At 51.7% G+C, this 26,436-nt stretch carries 20 protein-coding genes and 1 other annotated feature; of the genes, 12 read left to right on the top strand and 8 right to left on the bottom strand.

All coding sequences use genetic code 11. The features are described 5' to 3' along the window. Window positions 1-456: 456 nt before the first annotated feature. Together acrB and acrA are read right to left on the bottom strand one after the other, a co-directional pair. Complete coding sequence (gene acrB, locus C0K55_RS12370) at window positions 457-3,606, bottom strand: efflux RND transporter permease AcrB (protein WP_001132495.1); 3,150 nt, start codon at window positions 3,604-3,606, stop codon at window positions 457-459. A gap of 22 nt (window positions 3,607-3,628) precedes the next feature. Further along, window positions 3,629-4,822, bottom strand: a complete 1,194-nt coding sequence (gene acrA / locus C0K55_RS12375; protein WP_001515899.1) for a multidrug efflux RND transporter periplasmic adaptor subunit AcrA — start codon at window positions 4,820-4,822, stop codon at window positions 3,629-3,631. Between the two features lie 141 nt (window positions 4,823-4,963). Here acrA and acrR point away from each other — a divergent pair, with 141 nt between their 5' ends. Together acrR and mscK are read left to right on the top strand one after the other, a co-directional pair. Then, the gene (gene acrR / locus C0K55_RS12380; protein ID WP_000101742.1) at window positions 4,964-5,617 is read left to right on the top strand and encodes a multidrug efflux transporter transcriptional repressor AcrR; all 654 of its coding nucleotides are present in this window, start codon (window positions 4,964-4,966) and stop codon (window positions 5,615-5,617) included. A gap of 121 nt (window positions 5,618-5,738) precedes the next feature. Next, a complete protein-coding gene (gene mscK, locus C0K55_RS12390; RefSeq protein ID WP_000177768.1) occupies window positions 5,739-9,101 on the top strand; it encodes a mechanosensitive channel MscK in 3,363 nt (1,120 codons plus the stop codon). Window positions 9,102-9,304: 203 nt separating this feature from the next. Here mscK and rsmS read toward each other — a convergent pair whose 3' ends face one another. Then, window positions 9,305-9,472, bottom strand: coding sequence for a pleiotropic regulatory protein RsmS (rsmS, locus tag C0K55_RS12395; RefSeq protein ID WP_000051145.1), 168 nt, complete (start codon window positions 9,470-9,472; stop codon window positions 9,305-9,307). A 13-nt stretch (window positions 9,473-9,485) separates the two neighbouring features. Beyond that, the gene (gene priC, locus C0K55_RS12400; protein ID WP_000858960.1) at window positions 9,486-10,013 is read right to left on the bottom strand and encodes a primosomal replication protein N''; all 528 of its coding nucleotides are present in this window, start codon (window positions 10,011-10,013) and stop codon (window positions 9,486-9,488) included. A gap of 69 nt (window positions 10,014-10,082) precedes the next feature. Here priC and C0K55_RS12405 point away from each other — a divergent pair, with 69 nt between their 5' ends. From C0K55_RS12405 to hemH, 8 genes are all read left to right on the top strand, one after another. Then, window positions 10,083-10,451 (top strand): DUF454 family protein, encoded by a 369-nt coding sequence (locus C0K55_RS12405; RefSeq protein ID WP_105266415.1) that lies wholly within the window; start codon window positions 10,083-10,085, stop codon window positions 10,449-10,451. Window positions 10,452-10,612: 161 nt separating this feature from the next. Further along, window positions 10,613-11,164 carry an adenine phosphoribosyltransferase gene (gene apt / locus C0K55_RS12415; RefSeq protein ID WP_001515901.1) on the top strand — a complete coding sequence of 184 codons (552 nt, stop codon included), beginning with the start codon at window positions 10,613-10,615 and terminating at the stop codon, window positions 11,162-11,164. A gap of 118 nt (window positions 11,165-11,282) precedes the next feature. Then, entirely contained in the window at window positions 11,283-13,214 is a 1,932-nt protein-coding gene (gene dnaX / locus C0K55_RS12420) for a DNA polymerase III subunit gamma/tau (protein ID WP_105266414.1), read from the top strand. Beyond that, window positions 12,547-12,611, top strand: a sequence feature (DnaX frameshifting element). (Overlaps the previous gene by 65 nt.) Window positions 13,215-13,266: 52 nt before the next feature. Further along, the gene (locus C0K55_RS12425; protein ID WP_001515903.1) at window positions 13,267-13,596 is read left to right on the top strand and encodes a YbaB/EbfC family nucleoid-associated protein; all 330 of its coding nucleotides are present in this window, start codon (window positions 13,267-13,269) and stop codon (window positions 13,594-13,596) included. Then, on the top strand, window positions 13,596-14,201 hold the full coding sequence (gene recR / locus C0K55_RS12430; protein ID WP_001195021.1) for a recombination mediator RecR: 606 nt from the start codon (window positions 13,596-13,598) through the stop codon (window positions 14,199-14,201). The genes C0K55_RS12425 and recR overlap by 1 nt, the downstream gene beginning before the upstream one ends. Window positions 14,202-14,311: 110 nt before the next feature. Beyond that, a complete protein-coding gene (gene htpG, locus C0K55_RS12435; protein ID WP_105266413.1) occupies window positions 14,312-16,186 on the top strand; it encodes a molecular chaperone HtpG in 1,875 nt (624 codons plus the stop codon). A 219-nt stretch (window positions 16,187-16,405) separates the two neighbouring features. Beyond that, complete coding sequence (adk, locus tag C0K55_RS12445; protein WP_001313630.1) at window positions 16,406-17,050, top strand: adenylate kinase; 645 nt, start codon at window positions 16,406-16,408, stop codon at window positions 17,048-17,050. A 190-nt stretch (window positions 17,051-17,240) separates the two neighbouring features. Continuing rightward, window positions 17,241-18,203 carry a ferrochelatase gene (gene hemH, locus C0K55_RS12450; protein WP_016248423.1) on the top strand — a complete coding sequence of 321 codons (963 nt, stop codon included), beginning with the start codon at window positions 17,241-17,243 and terminating at the stop codon, window positions 18,201-18,203. Here hemH and aes read toward each other — a convergent pair. Then, window positions 18,178-19,146, bottom strand: coding sequence for an acetyl esterase (gene aes / locus C0K55_RS12455; RefSeq protein ID WP_105266412.1), 969 nt, complete (start codon window positions 19,144-19,146; stop codon window positions 18,178-18,180). The two genes, hemH and aes, sit on opposite strands and share 26 nt — an antisense overlap. A gap of 151 nt (window positions 19,147-19,297) precedes the next feature. On the opposite strand from aes, the gene gsk reads away from it, so the two are divergent. Further along, the gene (gsk, locus tag C0K55_RS12460) at window positions 19,298-20,602 is read left to right on the top strand and encodes an inosine/guanosine kinase (protein ID WP_000671588.1); all 1,305 of its coding nucleotides are present in this window, start codon (window positions 19,298-19,300) and stop codon (window positions 20,600-20,602) included. 117 nt (window positions 20,603-20,719) lie between these two features. On the opposite strand, the gene ybaL is transcribed toward gsk, so the two are convergent. Both ybaL and fsr read right to left on the bottom strand, forming a co-directional pair. Then, a complete protein-coding gene (gene ybaL, locus C0K55_RS12465) occupies window positions 20,720-22,396 on the bottom strand; it encodes a YbaL family putative K(+) efflux transporter (protein ID WP_000546244.1) in 1,677 nt (558 codons plus the stop codon). 238 nt (window positions 22,397-22,634) lie between these two features. Then, on the bottom strand, window positions 22,635-23,855 hold the full coding sequence (gene fsr, locus C0K55_RS12470) for a fosmidomycin MFS transporter (RefSeq protein ID WP_001251628.1): 1,221 nt from the start codon (window positions 23,853-23,855) through the stop codon (window positions 22,635-22,637). A gap of 220 nt (window positions 23,856-24,075) precedes the next feature. On the opposite strand from fsr, the gene ushA reads away from it, so the two are divergent. Next, the gene (gene ushA, locus C0K55_RS12480) at window positions 24,076-25,728 is read left to right on the top strand and encodes a bifunctional UDP-sugar hydrolase/5'-nucleotidase (protein WP_000670590.1); all 1,653 of its coding nucleotides are present in this window, start codon (window positions 24,076-24,078) and stop codon (window positions 25,726-25,728) included. 36 nt (window positions 25,729-25,764) lie between these two features. Here the strand turns inward: ushA and ybaK are convergent, their stop codons facing one another. After that, complete coding sequence (gene ybaK, locus C0K55_RS12485) at window positions 25,765-26,244, bottom strand: Cys-tRNA(Pro)/Cys-tRNA(Cys) deacylase YbaK (RefSeq protein ID WP_000186624.1); 480 nt, start codon at window positions 26,242-26,244, stop codon at window positions 25,765-25,767. Window positions 26,245-26,436 lie beyond the last annotated feature (192 nt).

Consider the following 26,436-nt stretch of genomic DNA (forward strand, 5'->3'; position numbering starts at 1 on the left):
CCACTCTTTGAAGGTTTTCATCGCATTATTACGAAAAATTACAATTAGGAGGAGGAGAGGGAAAAGGCTTACTTCTTCATCCTGGCACCAACTACGTAAAGCCTAAAGCAGTTAGTTTGATGCTATTCATAACGTAATCAGGATTCTCGCATCGCGGCTGATAAAATGGTATGGGAATTTGTCACACTAATACCCAGGATTGCTCTGATTATGATGTAATTGACATGAATAAATAAAGAATTGCCGCAAATAATTAAGAATAGCCTCTAGATGTCTATGGGTTATTATACCTATTAGCGCGACTTAATATAAATTAACTAACAATAGGCATTTTTTATGAATTTTATGCCGCGTTAAAACTACCCTCCGTTTGAAACCTTAACTGTAAACATTGTGACTTTAAGATTATACGTATTAAAAAGGCCGCTTGCGCGGCCTTAGTGATTACGAGTTTTATCAATGATGATCGACAGTATGGTTGTGTTCGATATCTTCATTCTTACGGCTAAAGCGGCGGCGAACCACCACAAAGAACACCGGAACGAAGAAGATCGCCAGTACCGTTGCGGTCACCATGCCGCCCATTACACCAGTACCAACTGCGTTCTGTGCGCCGGAACCAGCACCAGTACTGATAACCAGCGGCATAACACCGAGGATAAACGCCAGTGAAGTCATCAGGATCGGACGTAAACGCATTCGCACCGCATCCAGAGTAGCTTCAATCAGACCTTTACCTTCTTTATCCATCAAGTCTTTGGCGAATTCGACGATAAGTATCGCGTTCTTCGCTGACAACCCAATAGTTGTGAGCAGGCCCACCTGGAAGTAAACGTCGTTAGTTAAGCCACGGAAGGTGGCTGCCAGCAATGCACCGATAACCCCCAGCGGAACAACCAGCATAACGGAGAACGGAATTGACCAGCTCTCATACAGTGCCGCCAGACACAGGAACACGACAATCAACGAAATCGCGTACAGCGAAGGTGCCTGGTTACCGGAGAGGCGTTCCTGATAGGACATCCCCGTCCAGTCGTAGCCAACCCCCGTAGGCAGCTTACTCGCCAGTTGTTCCATCAGCGCCATCGCTTCACCGGTACTCTTACCCGGTGCCGCCTGACCTAAGATCTCCATGGATGGCAGACCGTTGTAACGTTCCAGACGCGGCGAACCGTATTCCCAATGTGAAGAGGAGAACGCCGAGAATGGCACCATCTGACCATCAGCAGCACGAACATACCAGTTACCGATATCTTCCGGCAGCATGCGGTATTTCGCTTCTGACATTACGTAAACTTTCTTCACACGACCGCGGTCGATAAAGTCGTTCACGTAGCTGCCGCCCCATGCAGCCCCCAGGGTGGTGTTAATGTCGTTAATAGAAACACCCAGAGCCTGAGCTTTTTCCTGGTCGATATCAATCTTAAACTGCGGCGTATCTTCCAGGCCGTTCGGACGCACGCTGGTCAGCAGATCAGGGTGCTTCGCTGCTTCGCCCAGCAACTGGTTACGTGCCTGGGTCAGTTTTTCGTGGCCGAGGCCCGCCTGGTCAATCAGCTCAAAGTCAAAGCCGGTTGCCGTACCCAGTTCCACAATCGCTGGCAGGTTAAAGGCGAACACCATCGCATCTTTAATTTGCGAGAAGGCACGCGTTGCACGCGTGGTAATCGCTTCAACTTTGTTCTCATCACCCGGACGGTCAGCCCAGTCCTTCAACGAAACGAACGCAATACCCGTGTTCTGACCACGTCCCGCAAAGCCGAAGCCGTTAACGGCGAACACCGATTCAACGTTGTTCTTTTCTTTGGTCAGGTAGTAATTCGTCACCTCGTTGAGCACTTTTTGCGTGCGTTCTTGTGTTGCACCTGCAGGTAGTTGGACCATGGTCATAAACACGCCCTGGTCTTCATCTGGCAAGAAGGAGCTTGGCAGACGCACGAACAGATAGGCCATGCCGACAACAATGATCAGATACAGCACCAGGTAACGCCCCGTACTGCGCAGAATACCGCCTACGCTGTCGGTATAGTGGTGCGTGCTCTTTTCGAACATGCGGTTAAACCAGCCGAAGAAGCCTTTTTTACCTTCCCCATGATCGCCTTTAGCGATAGGTTTTAGCATGGTCGCACAAAGCGCCGGAGTCAGGATCAACGCCACCAGTACTGACAATGCCATTGCGGAAACAATGGTAATGGAGAACTGACGATAGATTGCACCAGTTGAGCCGCCAAAGAAGGCCATCGGTATAAATACAGCCGACAGCACCATCGCGATACCAACCAGTGCGCCCTGAATCTGCCCCATTGACTTACGAGTGGCTTCTTTCGGCGGCAGACCTTCTTCTGCCATCACACGTTCAACGTTTTCTACCACAACGATGGCGTCATCCACCAACAGGCCGATAGCGAGCACCATCCCGAACATTGTTAGCGTGTTTATCGAGAAACCAAAGGCAGCAAGGACGGCAAATGTTCCCAGCAATACCACCGGTACAGCAATGGTCGGAATCAACGTCGCGCGGAAGTTCTGCAAGAACAGATACATTACCAGGAACACGAGGATGATTGCTTCGACCAGGGTTTTCACTACTTCGTGAATGGAGATTTTCACGAACGGTGTAGTGTCGTATGGATAAACGATTTTCAGACCCGACGGGAAAAACGGCTCCATCTTCGCCAGTTCAGCCCGGATTGCTGAGGCGGTATCCAGCGCGTTTGCACCGGTCGCCAGCTTGATACCCAGACCAGAAGCCGGTTGTCCGTTAAATTCCGCGATGATGTCGTAGTTTTCACCACCCAGCTCAATTTTCGCCACATCACGCAGCAGTACGCGGGAACCATCCTGATTCACTTTCAGCAGAATTTTGCCGAACTCTTCAGTGGAGGTCAGACGCGTCTGAGCAATAATAGAGGCGTTAAGCTGCTGGCCTTTAACCGGCGGCGTACCACCGAGCTGACCGGCAGCTACCTGGGCGTTCTGTGCTTTGATTGCGGTAATAACATCAACCGGCGTTAACTGGTATTTGTTCAGTTCATTCGGGTTCATCCAGATACGCATCGCGTACTGGGAACCGAACAACTGAACGTCACCGACGCCCGATGTACGGCTGATGGCATCTTTCATATTTGCCGCTACGTAGTCAGAGATATCCTCCTGCGTCATGGTGCCGTCGGTGTTGATAACGCCGACAACCATCAGGAAGCTACTGGAAGATTTCTCAACACTCACCCCTTGCTGCTGTACTTCCTGCGGCAGTAACGGCATTGCCAGTTGCAGTTTGTTCTGCACCTGAACCTGCGCGATATCCGCATCAGTACCAGACTCAAAGGTCAGAGTGATCTGCACAGTACCCGTGGAGTCACTATTGGATGACATGTACATCAGGTTATCGATACCGTTCATATTCTGTTCGATAACCTGTGTAACAGTATCCTGCACTGTTTTTGCATCAGCGCCAGGATAGGAAGCGGAGATCGTTACTGCCGGCGGTGCAATCGTAGGATATTGCGCCACCGGCAGTTTGAGGATCGCCAGCCCCCCTGCCAACATGATGATGATGGCGATCACCCACGCAAAAATCGGGCGATCAATAAAGAAATTAGGCATGTCTTAACGGCTCCTGTTTAAGTTAAGACTTGGACTGTTCAGGCTGAGCACCGCTTGCGTCTTGCTGGTTGTTATCAGCGGTTATCTCTTGTGCTTTCACCTGGACACCAGGACGCACTTTCTGCAGCCCACTTACTACTACGCGTTCGCCTGCTTTCAGACCCTCAGTCACCAGCCACTTATCGCCAATGGCCTGGCTGGCGACGATCGGACGAGTTTCCACTTTGTCATCCGCGCCAACCACCAGTACGGTAGCTTCGCCGCGTGGTGTACGAGTTACCCCCTGTTGTGGAACTAAAATGGCGTTTGGATTAAGCCCTTCTTCCAGACGTGCACGCACGAACATACCCGGCAGCAGGGTGTGATCCGGGTTCGGGAAAATGGCGCGTAACGTGATAGATCCGGTGGTCTGATCGACGGTAACGTCAGAGAACTCCAGCGTACCATCCTGCGGGAACTTAATACCGTCACTGGTGATCAGCGACACTTTAGCTTTGCCGTTCTCTTGCTTCAGTGTGCCGTTAGCGAGTTCCTGTTTCAGACGCAGGAAGTCGTTACTGGACTGAGTCACATCAACGTAGATCGGATCAAGTTGTTGCACGGTTGCCAGCGCAGTCGCCTGACCGTTTTGCACCAATGCGCCTTCCGTCACGTTCGATTTACCAATACGGCCGGTAATCGGAGAGGTGACTTTGGTATAAGCCAGATTGATTCGTGCGGTTTCAACCGCCGCTTTCGCCGCAGTGACAGCAGCATTTGCCTGTTGTGCATCTGCCAGTGCCTGATCGTACTCCTGCTTACTGATGTACTGAGTACCCAGCAGCTTCTGGTAACGATTAACAGTCAACTGCGCGATATTGGCTGCTGCTTGCGCTTTAGCCAGATCGCCTTTTGCACTATCGTAAGCTGCCTGGTAGGTAGCAGGATCAATCTGATAGAGAGATACCCCCGCTTCGATGTCGCTACCTTCTTTGAAATTACGCTTCAGGATGATCCCGCTAACTTGAGGACGAACTTCTGCGATCCGGAAAGCACTGGTGCGGCCCGGAAGCTCGGTTGTGATCTGCAGAGGTTCAGTTTTGACTGTTACTACCCCAACGGCGGGCATCTGCTGGCCACCTTGTTGGGCCTGTTTGTCGTCACATCCTGTAAGCGCTAAGCTGCCTGAGAGCATCAGAACGATCGCCAGAGGCGTAAACCCTCTGTTTTTGTTCATATGTAAACCTCGAGTGTCCGATTTCAAATTGGTCAATGGTCAAAAGTCGATAAACCCATTGCTGCGTTTATATTATCGTCGTGCTATGGTACATACATTCATAAATGTATGTAAATCTAACGCCTGTAAATTCACTAACATATGGCACGAAAAACCAAACAAGAAGCGCAAGAAACACGCCAACACATCCTCGATGTGGCTCTACGTCTTTTCTCACAGCAGGGGGTATCATCCACCTCACTGGGAGAGATTGCAAAAGCAGCAGGCGTTACGCGTGGTGCAATCTACTGGCATTTTAAAGATAAGTCGGATTTATTCAGTGAGATCTGGGAGCTGTCAGAATCCAATATTGGTGAACTAGAGCTTGAGTATCAGGCAAAATTCCCTGGCGATCCACTCTCTGTGTTAAGAGAAATACTAATTCATGTTCTTGAATCGACGGTGACAGAAGAGCGGCGGCGCTTATTGATGGAGATTATATTCCATAAATGCGAATTTGTCGGAGAAATGGCAGTCGTTCAGCAGGCACAACGTAATCTCTGTCTTGAAAGTTATGACCGTATAGAACAAACGTTAAGACATTGTATTGAAGCGAAAATGCTGCCCGCGGATTTAATGACGCGTCGCGCAGCAATTATTATGCGCGGCTATATTTCCGGTTTAATGGAAAATTGGCTGTTTGCCCCGCAATCTTTTGATCTCAAAAAAGAAGCCCGCGATTACGTTGCTATATTGCTGGAAATGTATCTCCTTTGTCCCACGCTTCGTGCACCTGCCGCCAACGAAAAATCCTGAATCAGACTCCAGGATTTATCCTGGACATTTTCGCTGTTGCTATTCTGGTTCTCCACGCCGTGCTATTCTAGCCGCTTGACTATTTCAGGTCGTTCTTCAGGTTCAGAAACCTTCACTCATCATGACTATGTTCCAGTATTACAAACGATCACGACATTTTGTTTTTTCAGCATTTATTGCTTTTGTTTTGGTCTTGTTATGCCAGAACACGGCCTTTGCGCGGGCGTCATCGAATGGTGATCTACCGACGAAAGCGGATCTACAGGCACAACTTGACTCGCTTAATAAACAAAAAGATCTTTCTGCCCAGGATAAGCTGGTACAGCAAGATGTTACTGACACATTAGCCACTCTTGAGAAAATCGAGCGTGTAAAAGAAGAAACGGTGCAATTACGGCAAAAAGTTGCCGAAGCACCAGAGAAAATGCGCCAGGCAACTGCTGCGTTAACTGCGCTTGGCGATGTGGATAACGACGAAGAAACCCGTAAAACGTTGAGTACGCTGTCGTTACGTCAGTTGGAGTCTCGCGTTTCGCAGGCGCTGGACGAGTTGCAAAACGCACAAAACGATCTGGCTTCTTATAACAGCCAGTTGGTTTCATTACAGACGCAGCCCGAGCGCGTGCAAAATGCGATGTATACCGCCTCGCAGCAGTTGCAACAAATTCGCAGCCGTCTGGATGGCACTGAGGTTGGTGAGGCGGCTTTACGTCCCAGCCAGAAAGTGTTGATGCAGGCGCAGCAGGTTTTGCTGAATGCCGAGATTGACCAGCAACGTAAAAGCCTGGAAGGGAACACCGTCTTACAGGATACCCTACAAAAGCAACGCGATTACGTGACGGCGAACAGCACGCGTCTGGAACATCAACTGCAACTGTTGCAGGAGGCGGTGAACAGCAAGCGCCTGACATTAACTGAAAAAACAGCGCAGGAAGCGGCAACGCCGGACGAAGCTGCGCGTATTCAGGCTAACCCGCTGGTGAAGCAGGAACTGGAAATTAACCAGCAATTAAGTCAGCGTCTGATTAGCGCCACAGAAAACGGCAATCAGTTGATGCAGCAAAACATCAAAGTTAAAAACTGGCTGGAGCGGGCGCTGCAATCGGAACGCAATATTAAAGAGCAGATTTCTGTCCTGAAGGGCAGCCTGCTGTTGTCCCGTATTCTTTACCAACAACAACAAACGCTGCCGTCGGCGGATGAACTGGAAAACATGACCAACCGCATCGCGGATTTGCGTCTCGAACAGTTCGAAGTCAACCAGCAACGTGATGCACTGTTCCAGAGCGATGCTTATGTGGCCAAACTGGAAGAGGGCCATGCTAACGAAGTCAACGATGAAGTCCGTGACGCACTGTTGCAAGTGGTAGATATGCGTCGTGAACTGCTGGATCAGCTAAACAAACAGTTGGGTAACCAACTGATGATGGCCATTAACCTGCAAATCAACCAGCAGCAGTTAATGAGCGTGTCGAAAAACCTGAAATCTATCCTGACCCAACAAATTTTCTGGGTGAACAGTAACCGTCCGATGGACTGGGACTGGATTAAGGCGTTCCCGCAAACGCTGCAGGATGAATTCAAGTCGATGAAAATTACGGTGAACTGGGAAAAAGCCTGGCCCGCCGTATTTATCGCTTTCCTTGCCGGTTTACCGCTGCTGTTAATTGCCGGGCTGATCCACTGGCGTCTGGGTTGGCTGAAAGCGTATCAGCAAAAACTGGCTTCCGCCGTAGGTTCCCTGCGTAACGATAGCCAGCTCAACACACCAAAAGCGATTCTTATCGACCTGATTCGCGCGCTGCCGGTGTGTCTGATTATTCTCGCCGTTGGCCTGATTCTGCTGACCATGCAGCTCAACATCAGTGAATTACTGTGGGCGTTCAGCAAAAAACTGGCGATTTTCTGGCTGGTGTTTGGCCTGTGCTGGAAAGTGCTGGAGAAAAACGGCGTTGCGGTTCGTCACTTTGGTATGCCAGAGCAACAGACCAGCCACTGGCGTCGGCAGATTGTTCGCATCAGCCTCGCGTTGTTGCCAATCCATTTCTGGTCTGTGGTAGCAGAACTCTCCCCGCTGCATTTGATGGATGATGTGCTGGGGCAGGCGATGATTTTCTTTAACCTGCTGCTGATCGCCTTCCTGGTATGGCCAATGTGCCGTGAAAGCTGGCGTGATAAAGAATCCCACACCATGCGTCTGGTCACCATTACCGTGCTGTCGATCATCCCGATTGCGCTGATGGTGCTGACTGCAACAGGCTATTTCTACACTACGCTGCGCCTCTCCGGGCGTTGGATTGAAACGGTGTATCTGGTAATCGTCTGGAACTTGCTGTACCAGACAGTGCTGCGTGGGTTAAGCGTGGCGGCACGGCGTATCGCCTGGCGTCGTGCGCTGGCGCGTCGGCAGAATCTGGTGAAAGAAGGGGCCGAAGGTGCCGAGCCGCCGGAAGAGCCAACCATCGCGCTGGAGCAAGTCAACCAGCAGACGTTGCGTATTACGATGTTGCTGATGTTTGCGCTGTTTGGTTTGATGTTCTGGGCGATTTGGTCCGATTTAATCACCGTATTCAGCTATCTCGACAGCATCACCCTGTGGCATTACAACGGCACTGAAGCCGGGGCTGCGGTGGTGAAAAATGTGACGATGGGCAGCCTGCTGTTTGCGATTATCGCCTCAATGGTGGCCTGGGCGCTGATCCGCAACCTGCCAGGTTTGCTGGAAGTGCTGGTGCTGTCGCGGCTGAATATGCGTCAGGGCGCGTCGTATGCCATTACTACCATCCTTAACTACATCATCATAGCCGTTGGCGCGATGACCGTGTTTGGGTCGCTTGGCGTATCGTGGGATAAACTCCAGTGGCTGGCGGCGGCATTATCTGTAGGTCTGGGTTTTGGTTTACAAGAGATCTTCGGTAACTTCGTCTCGGGTTTGATCATCCTGTTCGAACGTCCGGTGCGCATTGGCGATACAGTAACCATCGGCACTTTCTCCGGGACGGTCAGTAAGATCCGTATTCGTGCTACCACCATTACAGATTTCGATCGCAAAGAAGTGATTATCCCGAACAAAGCGTTTGTTACCGAGCGTCTGATCAACTGGTCGTTAACCGACACCACCACCCGTCTGGTGATCCGCCTCGGTGTGGCTTACGGTTCTGATCTGGAAAAAGTACGCAGAGTACTGCTTCAGGCGGCGGCGGAGCATCCAAGGGTGATGCACGAACCCATGCCGGAAGTCTTCTTCACTGCGTTTGGTGCCAGCACGCTGGATCATGAGCTGCGTTTGTATGTTCGTGAACTGCGTGATCGCAGCCGCACTGTCGATGAACTGAACCGCACCATTGATCAGTTGTGCCGCGAAAACGACATCAACATTGCCTTTAACCAGCTTGAAGTGCATCTGCACAACGAGAAGGGCGATGAAGTGACTGAAGTGAAGCGCGACTACAAAGGCGATGATCCGACGCCTGCGGTAGGGTAATAACAAAAGGGGCAGCATTGAGTTGCCCCGAGATTACTGACAAAGTGCGCGTTGTTCATGCCGGATGCGGAGTGACCGCCTTATCCGGCCTACAAAACCGCGAAAATTCATTATATTGCAGGAGCGGTGTAGGCCTGATAAGCGTAGCGCATCAGGCAGTTTTGCGTTTACCAGCAATCTGCGGGGACATTTAGCGGCCCCATTTATTTATCACTTTTCGCCTCATCATCGTGCGTTAATTTCTTTTCATAATCGCGTTTTACAATATCCAGTGCGCGCAGCACGGTGCGGGCTGGGATCTGATTTTCTTCCAACAGCACAATCAAATCGACGGCCAGTTTCACATCGTCAGGGGCATTTTCCAGTGACATATTTTCTCCATTGTTAGCGAGTTAAACGCGCTAACCTGTTTTCGATTTTTTCCAGCGCATGGCGGCACCGAACCAGGCGTGCTTCATAGGCTTCAACCTCACGATGCAGCGTCTGCTGTTCGACTAAATCGGTCGCCTGTGCCAGACGTGCTTTACGCTCGGCAACCATCTCACGTAGCCGCCGCTCAAACTCCTGATGCTGAATGCGTTTACGCTGCCAGCGGGCGATTTTCGGCGGCGCGCTGTCCCATTCGCGCAGCGACCAGGACGCCGCTTCACGGGCAATTGCTTCCAGTTGAGCTGCCAGATGTTCCGCCAGCCAGGCCACTTGTGGCAGTTGTTGCCGTTCGACCGCGTGATGAAGCGCGGTCAGGTTGTCCCCAGCCTCAGCCAGACACGCCTGTAACGTCGTCGCGCGAGTCTGAAAAAGATGCCGGTCGAAACGGGCGCTTAGCGTGCCAAACTGCGCCACCGGGGCACAACGCTGGCGCAGCATGGCGAGCTGACCTTCCAGTTTTTCCAGCAGCAGGGTAGTTTTCACGATAAGACCTCAATGAAAATGATAATTGTTATGCTAAAGTAGCCACTCTGTAAGCTGACAACACTTAATATGCAACGAATCATTTTAATCATCATTGGCTGGCTGGCGGTAGTGCTGGGTACGCTGGGCGTGGTATTACCGGTATTACCGACGACGCCGTTTATCCTGCTGGCTGCCTGGTGTTTTGCTCGTTCTTCCCCGCGCTTTCACGCCTGGTTGCTGTACCGCTCATGGTTTGGTAGCTATTTACGCTTCTGGCAGAAATATCATGCAATGCCACGCGGTGCAAAGCCCAGAGCGATTTTACTGAGCCTCGTAACCTTTGCGATTTCGTTGTGGTTTGTACATATGATGTGGGTACGCATCCTGCTATTGATCATCCTCGGTTGTTTGTTGATTTTTATGTGGCGAATCCCGGTGATTGATGAAAAGCAATAAAAACGGCGAAGCACAACAATCGCTGTTGCAATTATCGCCCACAGCCAGTACATTCTGGCGTTTTCGAGCACAGGCGCAGGCGGTCAAAGGTTAAACAAAAGTTACTTTTGATACGTTTAAAACGCGCCGTGAGTACCACCGTAACAAGCAGGCATACACTTATGACCGCGACTGCACAGCAGCTTGAGTATCTCAAAAATAGCATCAAAAGCATTCAGGACTACCCAAAACCCGGCATTCTGTTCCGTGATGTCACCAGCTTACTGGAAGACCCGAAAGCTTACGCTCTCAGCATCGACCTGCTGGTTGAGCGTTACAAAAATGCGGGTATTACCAAAGTTGTGGGCACCGAAGCACGTGGCTTCTTGTTTGGTGCTCCGGTAGCATTGGGCCTGGGCGTAGGTTTTGTACCGGTACGTAAACCGGGCAAATTGCCGCGCGAAACCATCAGTGAAACTTACGAACTGGAATATGGCACCGATAAACTGGAAATCCATGTTGATGCCATTAAACCAGGCGACAAAGTGTTGGTTGTAGACGATTTGCTGGCAACTGGCGGCACCATTGAGGCGACCGTGAAGCTGATCCGTCGTCTGGGTGGCGAAGTCACCGACGCTGCGTTCATCATTAATCTGTTCGATCTCGGCGGTGAACAGCGTCTCGAAAATCAAGGCATCACCTGTTATAGCCTTGTCCCGTTCCCGGGCCACTAATTTTTGCCAGCCCGTGTCGTGGGCAGTACAAGATGTACATTCAGCCTCGCCGTTCTGACGGGGCTGTGTTAGCATTACCCCTTCGTGAATCCACCTTCCAGCGTTTCAGAGCCTGCCAATGAGTTATCAGGTCTTAGCCCGAAAATGGCGCCCACAAACCTTTGCTGACGTCGTCGGCCAGGAACATGTGCTGACCGCACTGGCGAACGGCTTGTCGTTAGGGCGTATTCATCATGCTTATCTTTTTTCCGGCACCCGTGGCGTCGGAAAAACCTCTATCGCCCGACTGCTGGCGAAGGGGCTAAACTGCGAAACCGGCATTACCGCAACGCCGTGCGGCGTATGCGATAACTGCCGTGAAATCGAGCAGGGGCGCTTTGTCGATCTGATTGAGATCGACGCCGCCTCGCGCACCAAAGTCGAAGATACCCGCGACCTGCTGGATAACGTCCAGTACGCGCCAGCGCGTGGTCGTTTTAAAGTTTATCTGATCGACGAAGTGCATATGCTGTCGCGCCACAGCTTTAACGCACTGCTAAAAACCCTTGAAGAGCCACCGGAGCACGTCAAGTTCCTGCTGGCAACGACCGATCCGCAGAAATTGCCGGTGACGATTTTGTCACGCTGTCTGCAATTTCATCTCAAGGCGCTGGATGTCGAGCAAATTCGCCATCAGCTTGAGCACATCCTCAACGAAGAACATATCGCTTACGAGCCGCGGGCGTTGCAATTGCTGGCGCGCGCCGCTGAAGGCAGCTTGCGAGATGCCTTAAGTCTGACCGACCAGGCGATTGCCAGCGGTGACGGTCAGGTTTCAACCCAGGCGGTCAGTGCGATGCTGGGTACGCTTGACGACGATCAGGCGCTGTCGTTGGTTGAAGCGATGGTTGGGGCCAACGGCGAGCGTGTAATGACGCTGATTAACGATGCCGCAGCCCGTGGTATCGAGTGGGAAGCGTTGCTGGTGGAAATGCTCGGCCTGCTGCACCGCATTGCGATGGTCCAGCTTTCGCCTGCCGCGCTGGGTAACGACATGGCGGCCATCGAACTGCGGATGCGTGAACTGGCGCGCACCATACCGCCGACGGATATTCAGCTTTACTATCAGACGCTGTTGATTGGTCGCAAAGAATTACCGTATGCGCCGGACCGCCGCATGGGCGTTGAGATGACGTTGCTGCGCGCGCTGGCATTCCATCCGCGTATGCCGCTACCCGAACCGGAAGCGCCGCGCCAGTCCTTTGCGCCCGTCGCGCCAACGGCGGTAATGACGTCATCGCAAGTGCCGCCGCAGCCGCAATCAGCGCCGCAGCAGGCACCGACCGTACCGCTCTCAGAAACCACCAGCCAGGTGCTGGCGGCGCGTCAGCAACTGCAGCGCGCACAGGGAGCGACCAAAGCAAAAAAGAGTGAACCGGCAGCCGCTACCCGCGCGCGGCCGGTGAATAACGCTGCGCTGGAAAGACTGGCTTCGGTCACCGATCGCGTTCAGGCGCGTCCGGTGCCATCGGCGCTGGAAAAAGCGCCAGTCAAAAAAGAAGCGTATCGCTGGAAGGCGACCACCCCGGTGATGCAGCAAAAAGAAGTGGTCGCCACACCGAAGGCGCTGAAAAAGGCGCTGGAGCATGAAAAAACGCCGGAACTGGCGGCAAAGCTGGCGGCAGAAGCCATTGAACGCGATCCGTGGGCCGCTCAGGTGAGCCAACTTTCGCTACCAAAACTGGTCGAACAGGTGGCATTAAATGCCTGGAAAGAGGAGAACGGCAACGCGGTATGTCTGCATTTGCGTTCCTCCCAGCGGCATCTGAATAACAACGGTGCACAGCAAAAACTGGCTGAAGCGTTGAGCACATTAAAGGGTTCAACGGTTGAACTGACTATCGTTGAAGATGATAATCCCGCGGTGCGCACGCCGCTGGAGTGGCGTCAGGCGATATACGAAGAAAAACTTGCGCAGGCGCGCGAGTCCATTATTGCGGATAATAATATTCAGACCCTGCGTCGATTCTTCGATGCGGAGCTGGATGAAGAAAGTATCCGCCCCATTTGATCGTAAGCACAGCTTATGATCGTCATCCTTAACGTGATTGAGAGAGAAACCTATGTTTGGTAAAGGCGGTCTGGGCAACCTGATGAAGCAGGCCCAGCAGATGCAAGAAAAAATGCAGCAGATGCAGGAAGAAATCGCGAAGCTGGAAGTGACCGGTGAATCCGGCGCAGGTCTGGTGAAAGTGACCATCAACGGCGCGCACAACTGCCGTCGTGTTGAGATCGATCCAAGCTTGCTGGAAGATGACAAAGAGATGTTGGAAGATCTGGTAGCTGCGGCATTCAACGACGCAGCACGTCGCATCGAAGAAACTCAGAAAGAAAAAATGGCCTCTGTTTCCTCCGGAATGCAGTTGCCACCAGGCTTTAAGATGCCGTTCTGATGCAAACCAGCCCGCTGTTAACACAGCTTATGGAAGCACTGCGCTGTCTGCCGGGCGTCGGCCCGAAGTCGGCGCAGCGTATGGCGTTCACGCTGCTTCAGCGCGATCGTAGCGGCGGGATGCGTCTGGCGCAGGCGCTCACCCGGGCGATGTCGGAAATCGGTCACTGCGCCGATTGTCGCACCTTTACCGAACAGGACGTGTGTAACATCTGTTCAAATCCGCGTCGTCAGGAAAATGGCCAAATCTGCGTGGTGGAGAGTCCGGCGGACATCTACGCCATTGAGCAGACCGGGCAGTTTTCAGGCCGCTATTTTGTGTTGATGGGGCACTTGTCACCGCTGGATGGCATTGGCCCGGACGATATCGGTCTCGATCGCCTGGAACAGCGTCTGGCAGAGGAAAAAATCACTGAAGTGATCCTCGCAACTAACCCGACGGTCGAAGGTGAAGCTACTGCTAACTATATTGCCGAGCTTTGCGCGCAATATGACGTTGAAGCCAGTCGAATTGCGCATGGCGTACCGGTTGGCGGCGAACTGGAAATGGTTGATGGCACCACGCTGTCACACTCCCTTGCCGGACGCCATAAGATTCGTTTTTAAGCAAACGAGAGCAGGATCACCTGCTCTCGCTTGAAATTATTCCCCCTTGTCCCCATCTCTCCCTCATCCCGTTTTTAACCTTAAAAATGGCATTATTGAGGTAGACCTACATGAAAGGACAAGAAACTCGTGGTTTTCAGTCAGAAGTGAAGCAGCTTCTGCATCTGATGATCCATTCTCTCTATTCCAATAAAGAAATTTTCCTGCGTGAGCTTATCTCTAACGCCTCCGATGCGGCGGACAAGTTGCGTTTCCGTGCGCTCTCTAATCCGGATCTGTACGAAGGTGATGGCGAACTGCGCGTTCGTGTCTCTTTCGATAAAGACAAGCGCACGCTGACCATCTCTGATAACGGCGTGGGGATGACCCGTGATGAAGTGATCGATCATCTGGGTACTATCGCTAAATCTGGCACCAAATCATTCCTCGAATCGCTGGGTTCCGACCAGGCAAAAGATAGCCAGTTGATCGGCCAGTTTGGTGTTGGTTTCTACTCTGCGTTTATCGTTGCCGATAAAGTGACCGTGCGCACCCGTGCGGCAGGCGAAAAACCAGAAAACGGCGTGTTCTGGGAATCTGCGGGCGAAGGTGAATACACCGTTGCCGACATCACCAAAGATGATCGCGGTACTGAAATCACCCTGCATCTGCGTGAAGGTGAAGATGAGTTCCTTGATGACTGGCGCGTACGCTCCATTATCAGCAAATACTCTGACCATATCGCGCTGCCGGTAGAGATCGAAAAACGCGAAGAGAAAGACGGCGAAACCGTTATTTCCTGGGAGAAAATCAACAAAGCGCAGGCGCTGTGGACGCGTAACAAGTCGGAAATCACTGACGAAGAGTACAAAGAGTTCTACAAACATATCGCCCACGACTTTAACGATCCGCTGACCTGGAGCCACAACCGAGTCGAAGGTAAGCAGGAGTACACCAGCCTGCTGTACATCCCGTCGCAGGCACCGTGGGATATGTGGAACCGCGATCACAAACATGGCCTGAAACTGTACGTACAACGCGTGTTCATCATGGACGACGCAGAACAGTTTATGCCGAACTATCTGCGCTTCGTGCGTGGTCTGATTGACTCCAGCGATCTGCCGCTGAACGTTTCCCGTGAAATCCTTCAGGACAGCACGGTAACGCGTAACCTGCGCAATGCGCTGACCAAACGCGTTCTGCAAATGCTGGAAAAACTGGCGAAAGACGATGCGGAAAAATACCAGACCTTCTGGCAGCAGTTTGGCCTGGTGCTGAAAGAAGGTCCGGCAGAAGATTTCGCCAACCAGGAAGCGATTGCCAAACTGCTGCGTTTTGCTTCTACCCATACCGACTCTTCTGCGCAGACCGTGTCTCTGGAAGACTATGTTTCCCGCATGAAAGAAGGGCAGGAGAAAATCTACTACATCACCGCAGACAGCTATGCGGCAGCGAAAAGCAGCCCGCATCTGGAATTGCTGCGTAAGAAAGGCATCGAAGTCCTGCTGCTTTCCGACCGCATCGATGAGTGGATGATGAACTATCTGACTGAGTTCGACGGTAAACCGTTCCAGTCTGTGTCTAAAGTTGATGAGTCGCTGGAAAAATTGGCTGACGAAGTCGATGAAAGCACGAAAGAAGCAGAAAAAGCGCTGACGCCGTTTATCGATCGTGTGAAAGCACTGCTGGGCGATCGTGTGAAAGATGTGCGTCTGACTCACCGTCTGACCGATACGCCAGCGATCGTTTCGACCGACGCCGACGAAATGAGCACCCAGATGGCGAAACTGTTCGCCGCGGCGGGTCAGAAAGTGCCGGAGGTGAAATATATCTTCGAACTGAACCCGGATCACGTGCTGGTGAAACGTGCGGCAGATACTGAAGATGACGCGAAGTTCAGCGAATGGGTAGAACTGCTGCTGGATCAGGCGCTGCTGGCAGAACGTGGTACGCTGGAAGATCCGAACCTGTTTATTCGTCGTATGAACCAGCTTCTGGTTTCCTGATGTAATACCGGATGTAACGCGATTGCGTTTCTCCGGCCTGAACGTTGAATACGATGCCGGATGACCTTAACGTCATCCGGCATTTTTTATCACCTTTCCTTAAATTATCCCCCCCTTAACCGTTTCAGCCCAAGGTGCCTTTCTTGAGGCAATCGCCTGTTGGTGGTATCGTTTATCGCTTTTTCAAAAAATTCGACACATTTTAAGGGGATTTTCGCAATGCGTATCATTCTGCTTGGCGCTCCGGGCGCGGGGAAAGGGACTCAGGCTCAGTTCATCATGGAGAAATATGGTATTCCGCAAATCTCCACTGGCGATATGCTGCGTGCCGCGGTCAAATCTGGCTCCGAGCTGGGTAAACAAGCAAAAGACATTATGGACGCTGGCAAACTGGTCACCGACGAACTGGTGATCGCGCTGGTTAAAGAGCGCATTGCTCAGGAAGACTGCCGTAACGGTTTCCTGTTGGACGGCTTCCCGCGTACCATTCCGCAGGCAGATGCGATGAAAGAAGCGGGTATCAATGTTGATTACGTTCTGGAATTTGACGTACCGGACGAACTGATCGTTGATCGTATCGTAGGTCGCCGCGTTCACGCGCCGTCTGGCCGTGTTTATCACGTTAAATTCAATCCGCCGAAAGTAGAAGGCAAAGACGACGTTACCGGTGAAGAGCTGACCACCCGTAAAGACGATCAGGAAGAAACCGTGCGTAAACGTCTGGTTGAATACCATCAGATGACTGCACCGCTGATCGGCTACTACTCCAAAGAAGCAGAAGCGGGCAACACCAAATACGCGAAAGTTGACGGCACCAAACCGGTTGCTGAAGTTCGCGCGGCTCTGGAAAAAATCCTCGGCTAATCTAAGTCACCATTGATTTGCACTCTGCCTGATAAGGCGTTCACGCCGCATCAGGCATGGTACATGTCAGCAGATCTACTTTCGGGCAGGTCTGCTTATCCTCCTCAGGCAATACCTCTCACAGCAATTAGTTCTTATTCCTCACTTTTCCGCTACAATTATCAACAAGTTGAATCGATAAGAGGCGGTAATGCGTCAGACAAAAACCGGTATCCTGCTGGCAAACCTGGGGACACCCGATGCCCCCACTCCTGAAGCGGTAAAACGTTATCTGAAACAATTTTTAAGCGACAAACGCGTAGTTGATACCTCACGGCTGTTGTGGTGGCCATTGCTGCGCGGCGTGATATTACCGCTGCGTTCGCCGCGCGTGGCGAAACTGTACGCTTCTGTCTGGATGGAAGGTGGCTCGCCGCTAATGGTTTACAGCCGTCAGCAACAGCAGGCGCTGGCACAACGCTTACCGGAAATACCGGTGGCACTGGGAATGAGCTATGGTTCGCCATCACTGGAAAGCGCGGTGGATGAACTGCTGGCGGAGCATGTCGATCATATCGTGGTGCTGCCGCTCTACCCGCAATACTCCTGTTCTACGGTCGGCGCGGTATGGGATGAACTGGCGCGCATTCTGGCGCGTAAACGCAGTATTCCCGGCATTTCGTTTATTCGCGATTATGCCGACGACCCCTCTTATATTAATGCTTTAGCGAATAGCGTTCGTGCATCATTCGCGCAACATGGCGAGCCGGATCTGCTATTGCTCTCCTATCACGGCATTCCGCAGCGTTATGCGGATGAAGGCGATGACTACCCGCAACGTTGCCGGACAACGACCCGTGAACTGGCTTCAGCACTGGGAATGGCACCGGAAAAAGTGATGATGACCTTTCAGTCACGCTTTGGTCGCGAACCCTGGCTAATGCCTTATACCGATGAAACGCTGAAAATGCTCGGAGAAAAAGGTGTAGGTCATATTCAGGTGATGTGTCCGGGCTTTGCTGCGGATTGTCTGGAGACGCTGGAAGAGATTGCTGAGCAAAACCGTGAAGTCTTTCTCGGTGCGGGCGGTAAAAAATATGAATATATTCCGGCGCTTAATGCTACACCGGAACATATCGAAATGATGGCTAATCTGGTTGCAACCTATTGCTAAAGAATCGAGCGCCGTCGCGTAGAGCATCGTCGGCGGTTTTCATCATCCGTGAATAATGCAAAAAGGCGTGTAGCGTACCGGAGTAAAGTTTGAACTCACAAGGTTGCTGGTGTGTCGCTAACGTCTGGTAAAGCAGGCGACTGTCATCCAGCAGCGGATCAAACTCTGCGCCCGCGATAAAGCAGGGCGGCATATCGCGAGTGAGATCATTATTAAACAGGCAGTAATATGGCGACTCGCGGTCTGCTTTGTTACCTAAATAGGCCTCTTCATACATCAGCAAATCCTGTTGCGTTAAACCATCCCAGTCACCGCCCAACAGGCGGCGAGTTACGGAATCTCGTAATCCGTAAAGCCCATACCACAGCAAAACCCCAACAACTTTACCGCAATCAATCTGCTTATCTCGTAGCCATAAAGCACTGGCGAGCGCCAGCATCGCGCCCGCGGAATCACCGGCAAAACCTATGCGTGACATATTGATTTGATAATCGCTTGCCTGTCGGTGGAAGTGACAACAGGACGCCACGATTTCCTCTATTGCTTGCGGAAAACGCGCTTCTGGTGAAAGGGTGTAATTGATACCAACCACCGTACACTGAGTGTAGTTCGCCAGCAGCCGCATAATGCGATCGTGGGTATCGAGATTGCCGAGAATAAAACCGCCGCCATGCAGATAAAACAGCGTTGCGGTGCTGTCTGCGTCCGGCGAGTAGAGCCGTGTTTCCACCTGGCCATAAGGCGTAGGGACTGCGTAAGCTCTGGTTGCCATTTCTGGAGCGTCAGCATTCCAGAATCGACGCTCAAGTGTGTAATGCTGCCGTTGCTCAGTAATCGTTCCCGCTGCGGGCCAGGGCGGTAAATCGGGCTGAAGAGTATTAACAACGGCCTTCATTTCAGGAGAAATAAGTTCCAGCACGGATAATTTGTTTTCCGTCTTCATTAAAAAACTCCTTTCAAATAACGCCATTGTAAGGAACCACTGCCATGAAAATGCGATCTCACCTGCTGATATTGAAACTGCCTGCGTCTCGCGCGTTCAGGCATGATTGTGTTAACATTCGCCGCTCAGTTAACCACCCGTAAAAACAACCATGAAATTTCCCGGTAAACGTAAATCCAAACATTACTTCCCTGTAAACGCACGCGATCCGCTGTTGCAGCAAATCCAACCAGAAAACGAAACCAGCGCCGCCTGGGTGGTGGGTATCGACCAGACGCTGGTGGATATTGAAGCGAAAGTGGATGATGAGTTCATTGAGCGTTATGGATTAAGTGCCGGGCATTCACTGGTGATTGAAGATGATGTTGCCGAAGTACTTTATCAGGAACTGAAACAGAACAACCTGATAACCCATCAGTTCGCGGGTGGCACCATTGGTAACACCATGCACAATTACTCCGTGCTGGCGGATGACCGTTCGGTGCTGCTGGGCGTAATGTGCAGCAATATTGAAATTGGCAGCTACGCCTACCGTTACTTGTGTAACACCTCCAGTCGAACCGATCTTAACTATCTGCAAGGGGTGGACGGCCCGATTGGTCGTTGCTTTACGCTGATTGGTGAGTCTGGCGAACGTACCTTTGCTATCAGCCCGGGTCATATGAACCAGCTACGTGCGGAAAGTATTCCGGAAGATGTCATTGCCGGAGCGTCGGCGCTGGTATTAACGTCCTATCTGGTGCGTTGCAAGCCGGGTGAACCGATGCCGGAAGCGACCATGAAAGCCATTGAATATGCCAAAAAATACAACGTGCCGGTGGTGCTGACGCTGGGAACCAAATTTGTTATTGCGGAGAACCCACAGTGGTGGCAGGCGTTCCTCAAAGAACACGTTTCTATTCTGGCGATGAACGAAGAGGAAGCGGAAGCGTTGACCGGAGAGAGCGATCCGCTGCTGGCATCTGATAAGGCACTGGACTGGGTAGATCTGGTGCTGTGCACCGCGGGGCCAATTGGTTTATATATGGCGGGCTTTACTGAAGACGAAGCGAAACGCAAAACCCAGCATCCGCTATTGCCGGGGGCCATACCCGAATTTAACCAGTATGAGTTTAGCCGCGCCATGCGGCACAAAGATTGCCAGAATCCGTTGCGTGTCTATTCGCACATTGCACCATATATGGGCGGGCCGGAAAAAATCATGAACACCAACGGAGCCGGAGATGGGGCGCTGGCAGCGTTGTTGCATGACATTACCGCCAATAGTTATCACCGCACCAACGTGCCAAATTCCAGTAAGCATAAATTCACCTGGTTAACCTATTCGTCGTTAGCGCAGGTGTGTAAATACGCTAACCGCGTCAGTTATCAGGTTTTGAACCAGCATTCACCACGCTTAACACGCGGGCTGCCGGAGCGTGAAGACAGTCTGGAAGAGTCTTACTGGGATCGTTAAACCAGCGAACTGATGACTGTCGGATGCGGCGTAAACGCCTTATCCAACCTACGGAAGATGGCACGCGTAGGCCGGATAAGATGCGTTAGCATCGCATCCGGCAATGATGTCAATATATTACCCCGTCACCACCTCACCAGCCGGTGGCGCTTCCAGCAGTTCCAGCATAGTACGGGCAATTTCGCGTTCACCCATCACCACCTGATTTGCTCCACGTTCGGAGATATACGCCACCTCATCGTCATAATGGGCACGGGCGATAATCTCAATATCCGGGTTTTGGGTGCGAGCAGAGGCCACAATCTCACCGGCTTCGTAACCGTTGGGAATGGTCAGAATCAGCCATTTCGCGCATTTCAGATGCGCCAGGTGCATTATCTCTTCGTTAGCAGCGTTGCCTAATACTGCGCGAACCCCGCGTTCACGCAACTCATCAACACGGGTTCGTGATGTTTCAATCACCACTAACGGAATATCAGACGCGAGCAATTTTTCCCCCAGCAGGCTGCCCACGCGACCATAGCCCACCAGTATCGCGTGGTTGCAAATATCCACCGGGATCTGTTTCTCTTCTTCGATAGCCTCTTCCAGCGTCTGCTCTTCCAGTGTTTCGGTCTTCGCCAGATATTTCTCCAGCAGCGCGAACAGCACCGGGTTGAGCATAATCGACAGGATCGCGCCTGCCAGCACCAGGTTTTGCCCTGCCTGCGGCAGCAGATTCAGCGCCATCCCCAGACCTGCCAGGATAAAGGCGAACTCACCAATCTGCGCCAGGCTGGCGGCAATGGTTAACGCTGTACGCTGGGAGTGACCAAACAGACGAACCAGGAAAAGCGCTGCCACTGATTTACCAAACAGAATAATCGCCAGCGTAGCCAGCACCGCCAGCGGTTGCTGAATCAGGATCAGTGGATCAAACAACATGCCTACAGAGACAAAGAACAGCACCGCAAACGCATCGCGCAACGGCAGCGTATCATGCGCTGCGCGGTGACTAAGTTCGGATTCGTTAAGCACCATTCCGGCAAAGAATGCGCCCAGCGCGAAGGAGACGTCAAACAGTTCTACTGCACCAAAAGCAATGCCTAATGCCAGCGCCAGCACCGATAAGGTAAACAATTCACGCGAACCGGTTGCAGCGCTCCGCGCCATAATCCACGGCACCAGACGGCGGCCCACCAGCATCATAATGGCGATAAATGCGACCACCTTGCCGATGGTGATCCCCATATCAACCGCCAGCGTGGCAAAGCCAACATCGCCTTGTTCCATCATCCCCGCTACCGCCGGCAACAATACCAGCGTAAGAACCATCACCAAATCTTCCACAATCAGCCAGCCAATGGCGATTTGCCCGCGCTGACTGTCTATCAATTGCCGTTCTTCAAGCGCGCGTAGCAGTACCACGGTACTGGCGGTGGAAAGGCACAGGCCGAACACGATGCCGGTCATCAACGACCAGCCGATCACGGCAGAGAGAGCCATGCCCAGCAACGTCGCCACGGCTATCTGGGCAATCGCGCCGGGAATGGCGATCGACTTTACCGCCATTAAATCCTTTAGCGAAAAATGCAGGCCGACGCCGAACATCAGCAGAATAACGCCCAGCTCCGCCAGTTCCGGTGCCAGTTTAGTATCAGCAACAAAACCTGGGGTAAAGGGGCCAGCCAGCACACCCGCTAACAGATATCCCACCAGAGGAGAAATACGCAGTTTATTGGCCAGCATGCCGAGGATAAAGGCAAGCACAAGGCCGCCAACAATTGTGGTGATAAGCGGGGTGGCGTGATGCATTCCGTCTCCTTTTCCTGGTGGTAGTTGTCCATATTTTGGCCGGGAAAACCAAAATTACAGGTAATAGTTTATGACAATTTCATTGATGATGTTTATGAATAATTGTTGAATTTTGCAGAAAAATGGAATTAGCCGCAAAAAAAGCACGGATCGGAAAAGTGATGAGGTGTATGAAGAGGAAAGGCTTATGGCTACTGCAAAATGAAGCAGCCAAAGTTTACCTTTGGCTGCCGGGAATTCAGGATTTATGCCGATTATCAGGTAAGAATATGGTCAACATTCCCAGAAGCGGCAGGAAAGCACAGATTTTATAAACTAACTCGATGCTGGTATGGTCAGCGAGAAGCCCCAGAACCGCTGCGCCAAGGCCTCCCATCCCGAAAGCAAAACCGAAAAAGAGTCCAGAAACCATGCCGATACGCCCCGGAAGTAGCTCCTGGGCGTAGACCAGAATGGCGGAAAACGCCGAGGCGAGGATAAATCCAATAATCACCGTTAAAATACCCGTCCAGTACAGGCTGGCGTAAGGTAAAATCAAGGTAAACGGCGCAACGCCGAGGATAGAACCCCAAATTACATATTTTCTACCAATTCTGTCCCCCACAGGCCCGCCAATGACGGTTCCCGCCGCGACGGCAAACAGGAAGGCAAACAGATGAAGTTGGGCATTCTGGATAGATAAACCGAACTTTTGCATCAAATAAAAGGTGTAATAGCTGCTGATGCTCGCCATATAGAAATATTTCGAGAAAATCAGGATTAACAAGATGCTGACTGCCAGTACCACTTTGTCGCGTGGCAGCGGGTTAACAATCACTTCTTTCGGTTTGCTTTTACTCATTTGGTGTTGCGCGGCGTACCAGCGGCTGATTTGCGCCAGTACTACGATAGCCAGCAGTGCTGCCAGTACAAACCATGCGACGTTGCCTTTGCCGTAAGGTGCGATGATCACCGCCGCCAGCAATGGCCCCAACGAACTACCAAAGTTACCGCCTACCTGGAAGATAGATTGTGCCAGGCCATGACGCCCCCCAGACGCCATACGCGCCACGCGGGAAGATTCCGGGTGAAAGACCGATGAACCTGTACCGACCAGCGCCGCCGCCAGCAGAACCGCACCAAAACTGTCCGCCAGCGCCAGAAGCACCAGGCCGCTCAGGGTAAAGCACATGCCAATCGGCAGCGACCACGGCATCGGGTATTTATCGGTCCAGTAGCCGACCACCGGTTGCAGCAGGGAGGAAGCGAGCTGGAACGTCAGGGTAATCATGCCAATCTGCATAAATGTCAGAGAAAATTCAGACTGGAGCAGAGGATAAATCGCCAGAATTAGCGATTGGATCATGTCGTTCAGCAGATGCGAGAGGCTGATTGCGCCTAAAATACCAAACGATGTGCGTGCCTTAGTGGTTGACGCAGCCGCGCCCGCCACAGGCTGGGTTTGTTCACTCATTGCCATAGGAAAGTCACTTTTTCAGGGTTGCGATGTAAAGAATTATCTTATTTGTGATTATTACCTGACTAACATACCTGCATGCGCTGTCTTAAGGAAGTCTCAATGCTTAATACAGAATTTCCATTTTTGTATGTAGATTTACCATCACCACACACAGATTTGTCTATTATGTCGCGTCATACTAATTTTCAACACGTTGATATCTGGTCAGGGAGAGAGAAATATGAAGTTTTTGCAGCGGGGTGTGGCATTAGCATTATTAGCCGCATTTACACTGGCGAGTGAAACCGCCCAGGCTTATGAGCAGGATAAAACCTACAAAATTACGGTGCTTCATACCAACGATCACCACGGTCATTTCTGGCGTAATGAATATGGCGAATATGGTCTGGCGGCGCAAAAAACGCTGGTGGATGGTATCCGCAAAGAAGTCGCTGCTGAAGGTGGTAGCGTGCTGTTACTTTCTGGTGGCGACATTAACACCGGTGTACCGGAATCCGACTTACAGGATGCTGAACCTGATTTTCGCGGCATGAATCTGGTGGGTTATGACGCGATGGCGATCGGTAATCATGAATTTGATAACCCGCTCGCCGTATTACGTCAGCAGGAAAAGTGGGCTAAGTTCCCGTTACTGTCCGCCAATATCTATCAAAAAAGTACCGGCGAGCGCCTGTTTAAACCCTGGGCGTTGTTTAAGCGTCAGGATCTGAAAATCGCGGTTATTGGTCTGACGACCGATGACACGGCGAAAATTGGTAACCCGGAATATTTCACTGACATTGAGTTTCGTAAACCTGCCGACGAAGCGAAGTTGGTGATTCAGGAACTGCAACAGACAGAGAAGCCGGACATTATTATCGCCGCCACGCATATGGGGCATTACGACAATGGTGAGCACGGTTCAAATGCTCCGGGCGATGTAGAGATGGCGCGCAGCCTGCCTGCCGGATCGCTGGCGATGATCGTCGGTGGTCACTCGCAAGATCCGGTCTGTATGGCGGCGGAAAATAAAAAACAGGTCGATTATGTTCCTGGTACGCCTTGTAAACCGGATCAACAAAACGGCATCTGGATTGTGCAGGCGCATGAGTGGGGGAAATACGTGGGGCGGGCTGATTTTGAGTTCCGCAATGGCGAAATGAAAATGGTCAACTACCAGTTGATTCCGGTGAATCTGAAGAAGAAAGTGACCTGGGAAGACGGGAAAAGTGAACGTGTGCTTTACACCCCGGAAATCGCTGAGAACCAGCAAATGATCTCGCTGTTATCGCCGTTCCAGAACAAAGGCAAAGCGCAACTGGAAGTGAAAATTGGCGAAACCAATGGTCGCCTGGAAGGTGACCGCAGCAAAGTCCGTTTTGTGCAGACCAATATGGGACGATTAATTCTGGCGGCACAAATGGATCGCACAGGCGCTGACTTCGCGGTGATGAGCGGCGGCGGGGTCCGCGACTCCATTGAGGCTGGTAATATCAGCTACAAAAACGTGCTGAAAGTGCAGCCGTTCGGCAATGTGGTGGTGTATGTGGATATGACGGGTAAAGAGGTGATTGATTACCTGACCGCCGTCGCGCAAATGAAGCCGGATTCCGGTGCCTATCCGCAATTTGCCAACGTCAGCTTTGTGGCGAAAGACGGCAAACTGAACGACCTGAAAATCAAAGGCGAAGCAATCGATCCGGCGAAAACTTACCGCATGGCGACATTAAACTTCAATGCCACCGGTGGTGATGGTTATCCGCGCCTTGATAACAAACCGGGTTATGTGAATACCGGCTTTATTGATGCTGAAGTGCTGAAAGGCTATATCCAGAAAAACTCGCCGCTGGATGCGAGCGCATATGAGCCGAAAGGTGAGGTAAGCTGGCAGTAATCTGAAAGTGCCGGATGTGCGCATCCGGCACAATGCTTAATCGCGGCGAGCAATATCGGCAAATTTCGCATCGAGGATCTTCGCCAGATCGCCTGCTGCCAGTTCGATATCTAACCCGCGTTTACCACCAGAAACATAAATGGTGGCAAATTCTTGCGCGGGGGCGTCGATGATCGTCGGCAGACGTTTTTTCTGCCCCAGTGGGCTAATTCCCCCAACCAGATACCCCGTGGTGCGTTGTGCCACCATCGGATCGGCCATCTCCACTTTCTTGGCACCCAGCGCCTTTGCCACCTTTTTAAGATCCAGTTGACCTGCGACTGGCGTAACGGCTACCGCCAGATGTTTCATATCGCCGTTCACCGCGACAAGCAGCGTTTTGTAGACCTGATCCGCATTTAAACCTAATTTTTTGACCACTTCATCGCCAAAATTAGTTTCAGCCGGATCGTGATCGTAGGTATGAATCTGGAAAGAAATCTTGTTTTTTTCGAGTAATTTAACTGCGGGTGTCATCGTAATTTTCCTGCCTCAAACAAAAAACGGAGAAAGCATACGCCTGATGGCGGCCCAAAAAAAAGAGTCATCTTGCCTAAGAGTATTGGCAGGATGGTGAGATTGAGCGACAATCGACTTACACCGTCGCTTAAAGTGACGGCATAATAATAAAAATATGAAATTCCTCTTTGACGGGCCAATAGCGATATT

It is taken from the genome of Escherichia sp. MOD1-EC6098, from assembly GCF_002965865.1.
GTDB classification, from domain to species: Bacteria; Pseudomonadota; Gammaproteobacteria; order Enterobacterales; family Enterobacteriaceae; genus Escherichia; species Escherichia marmotae.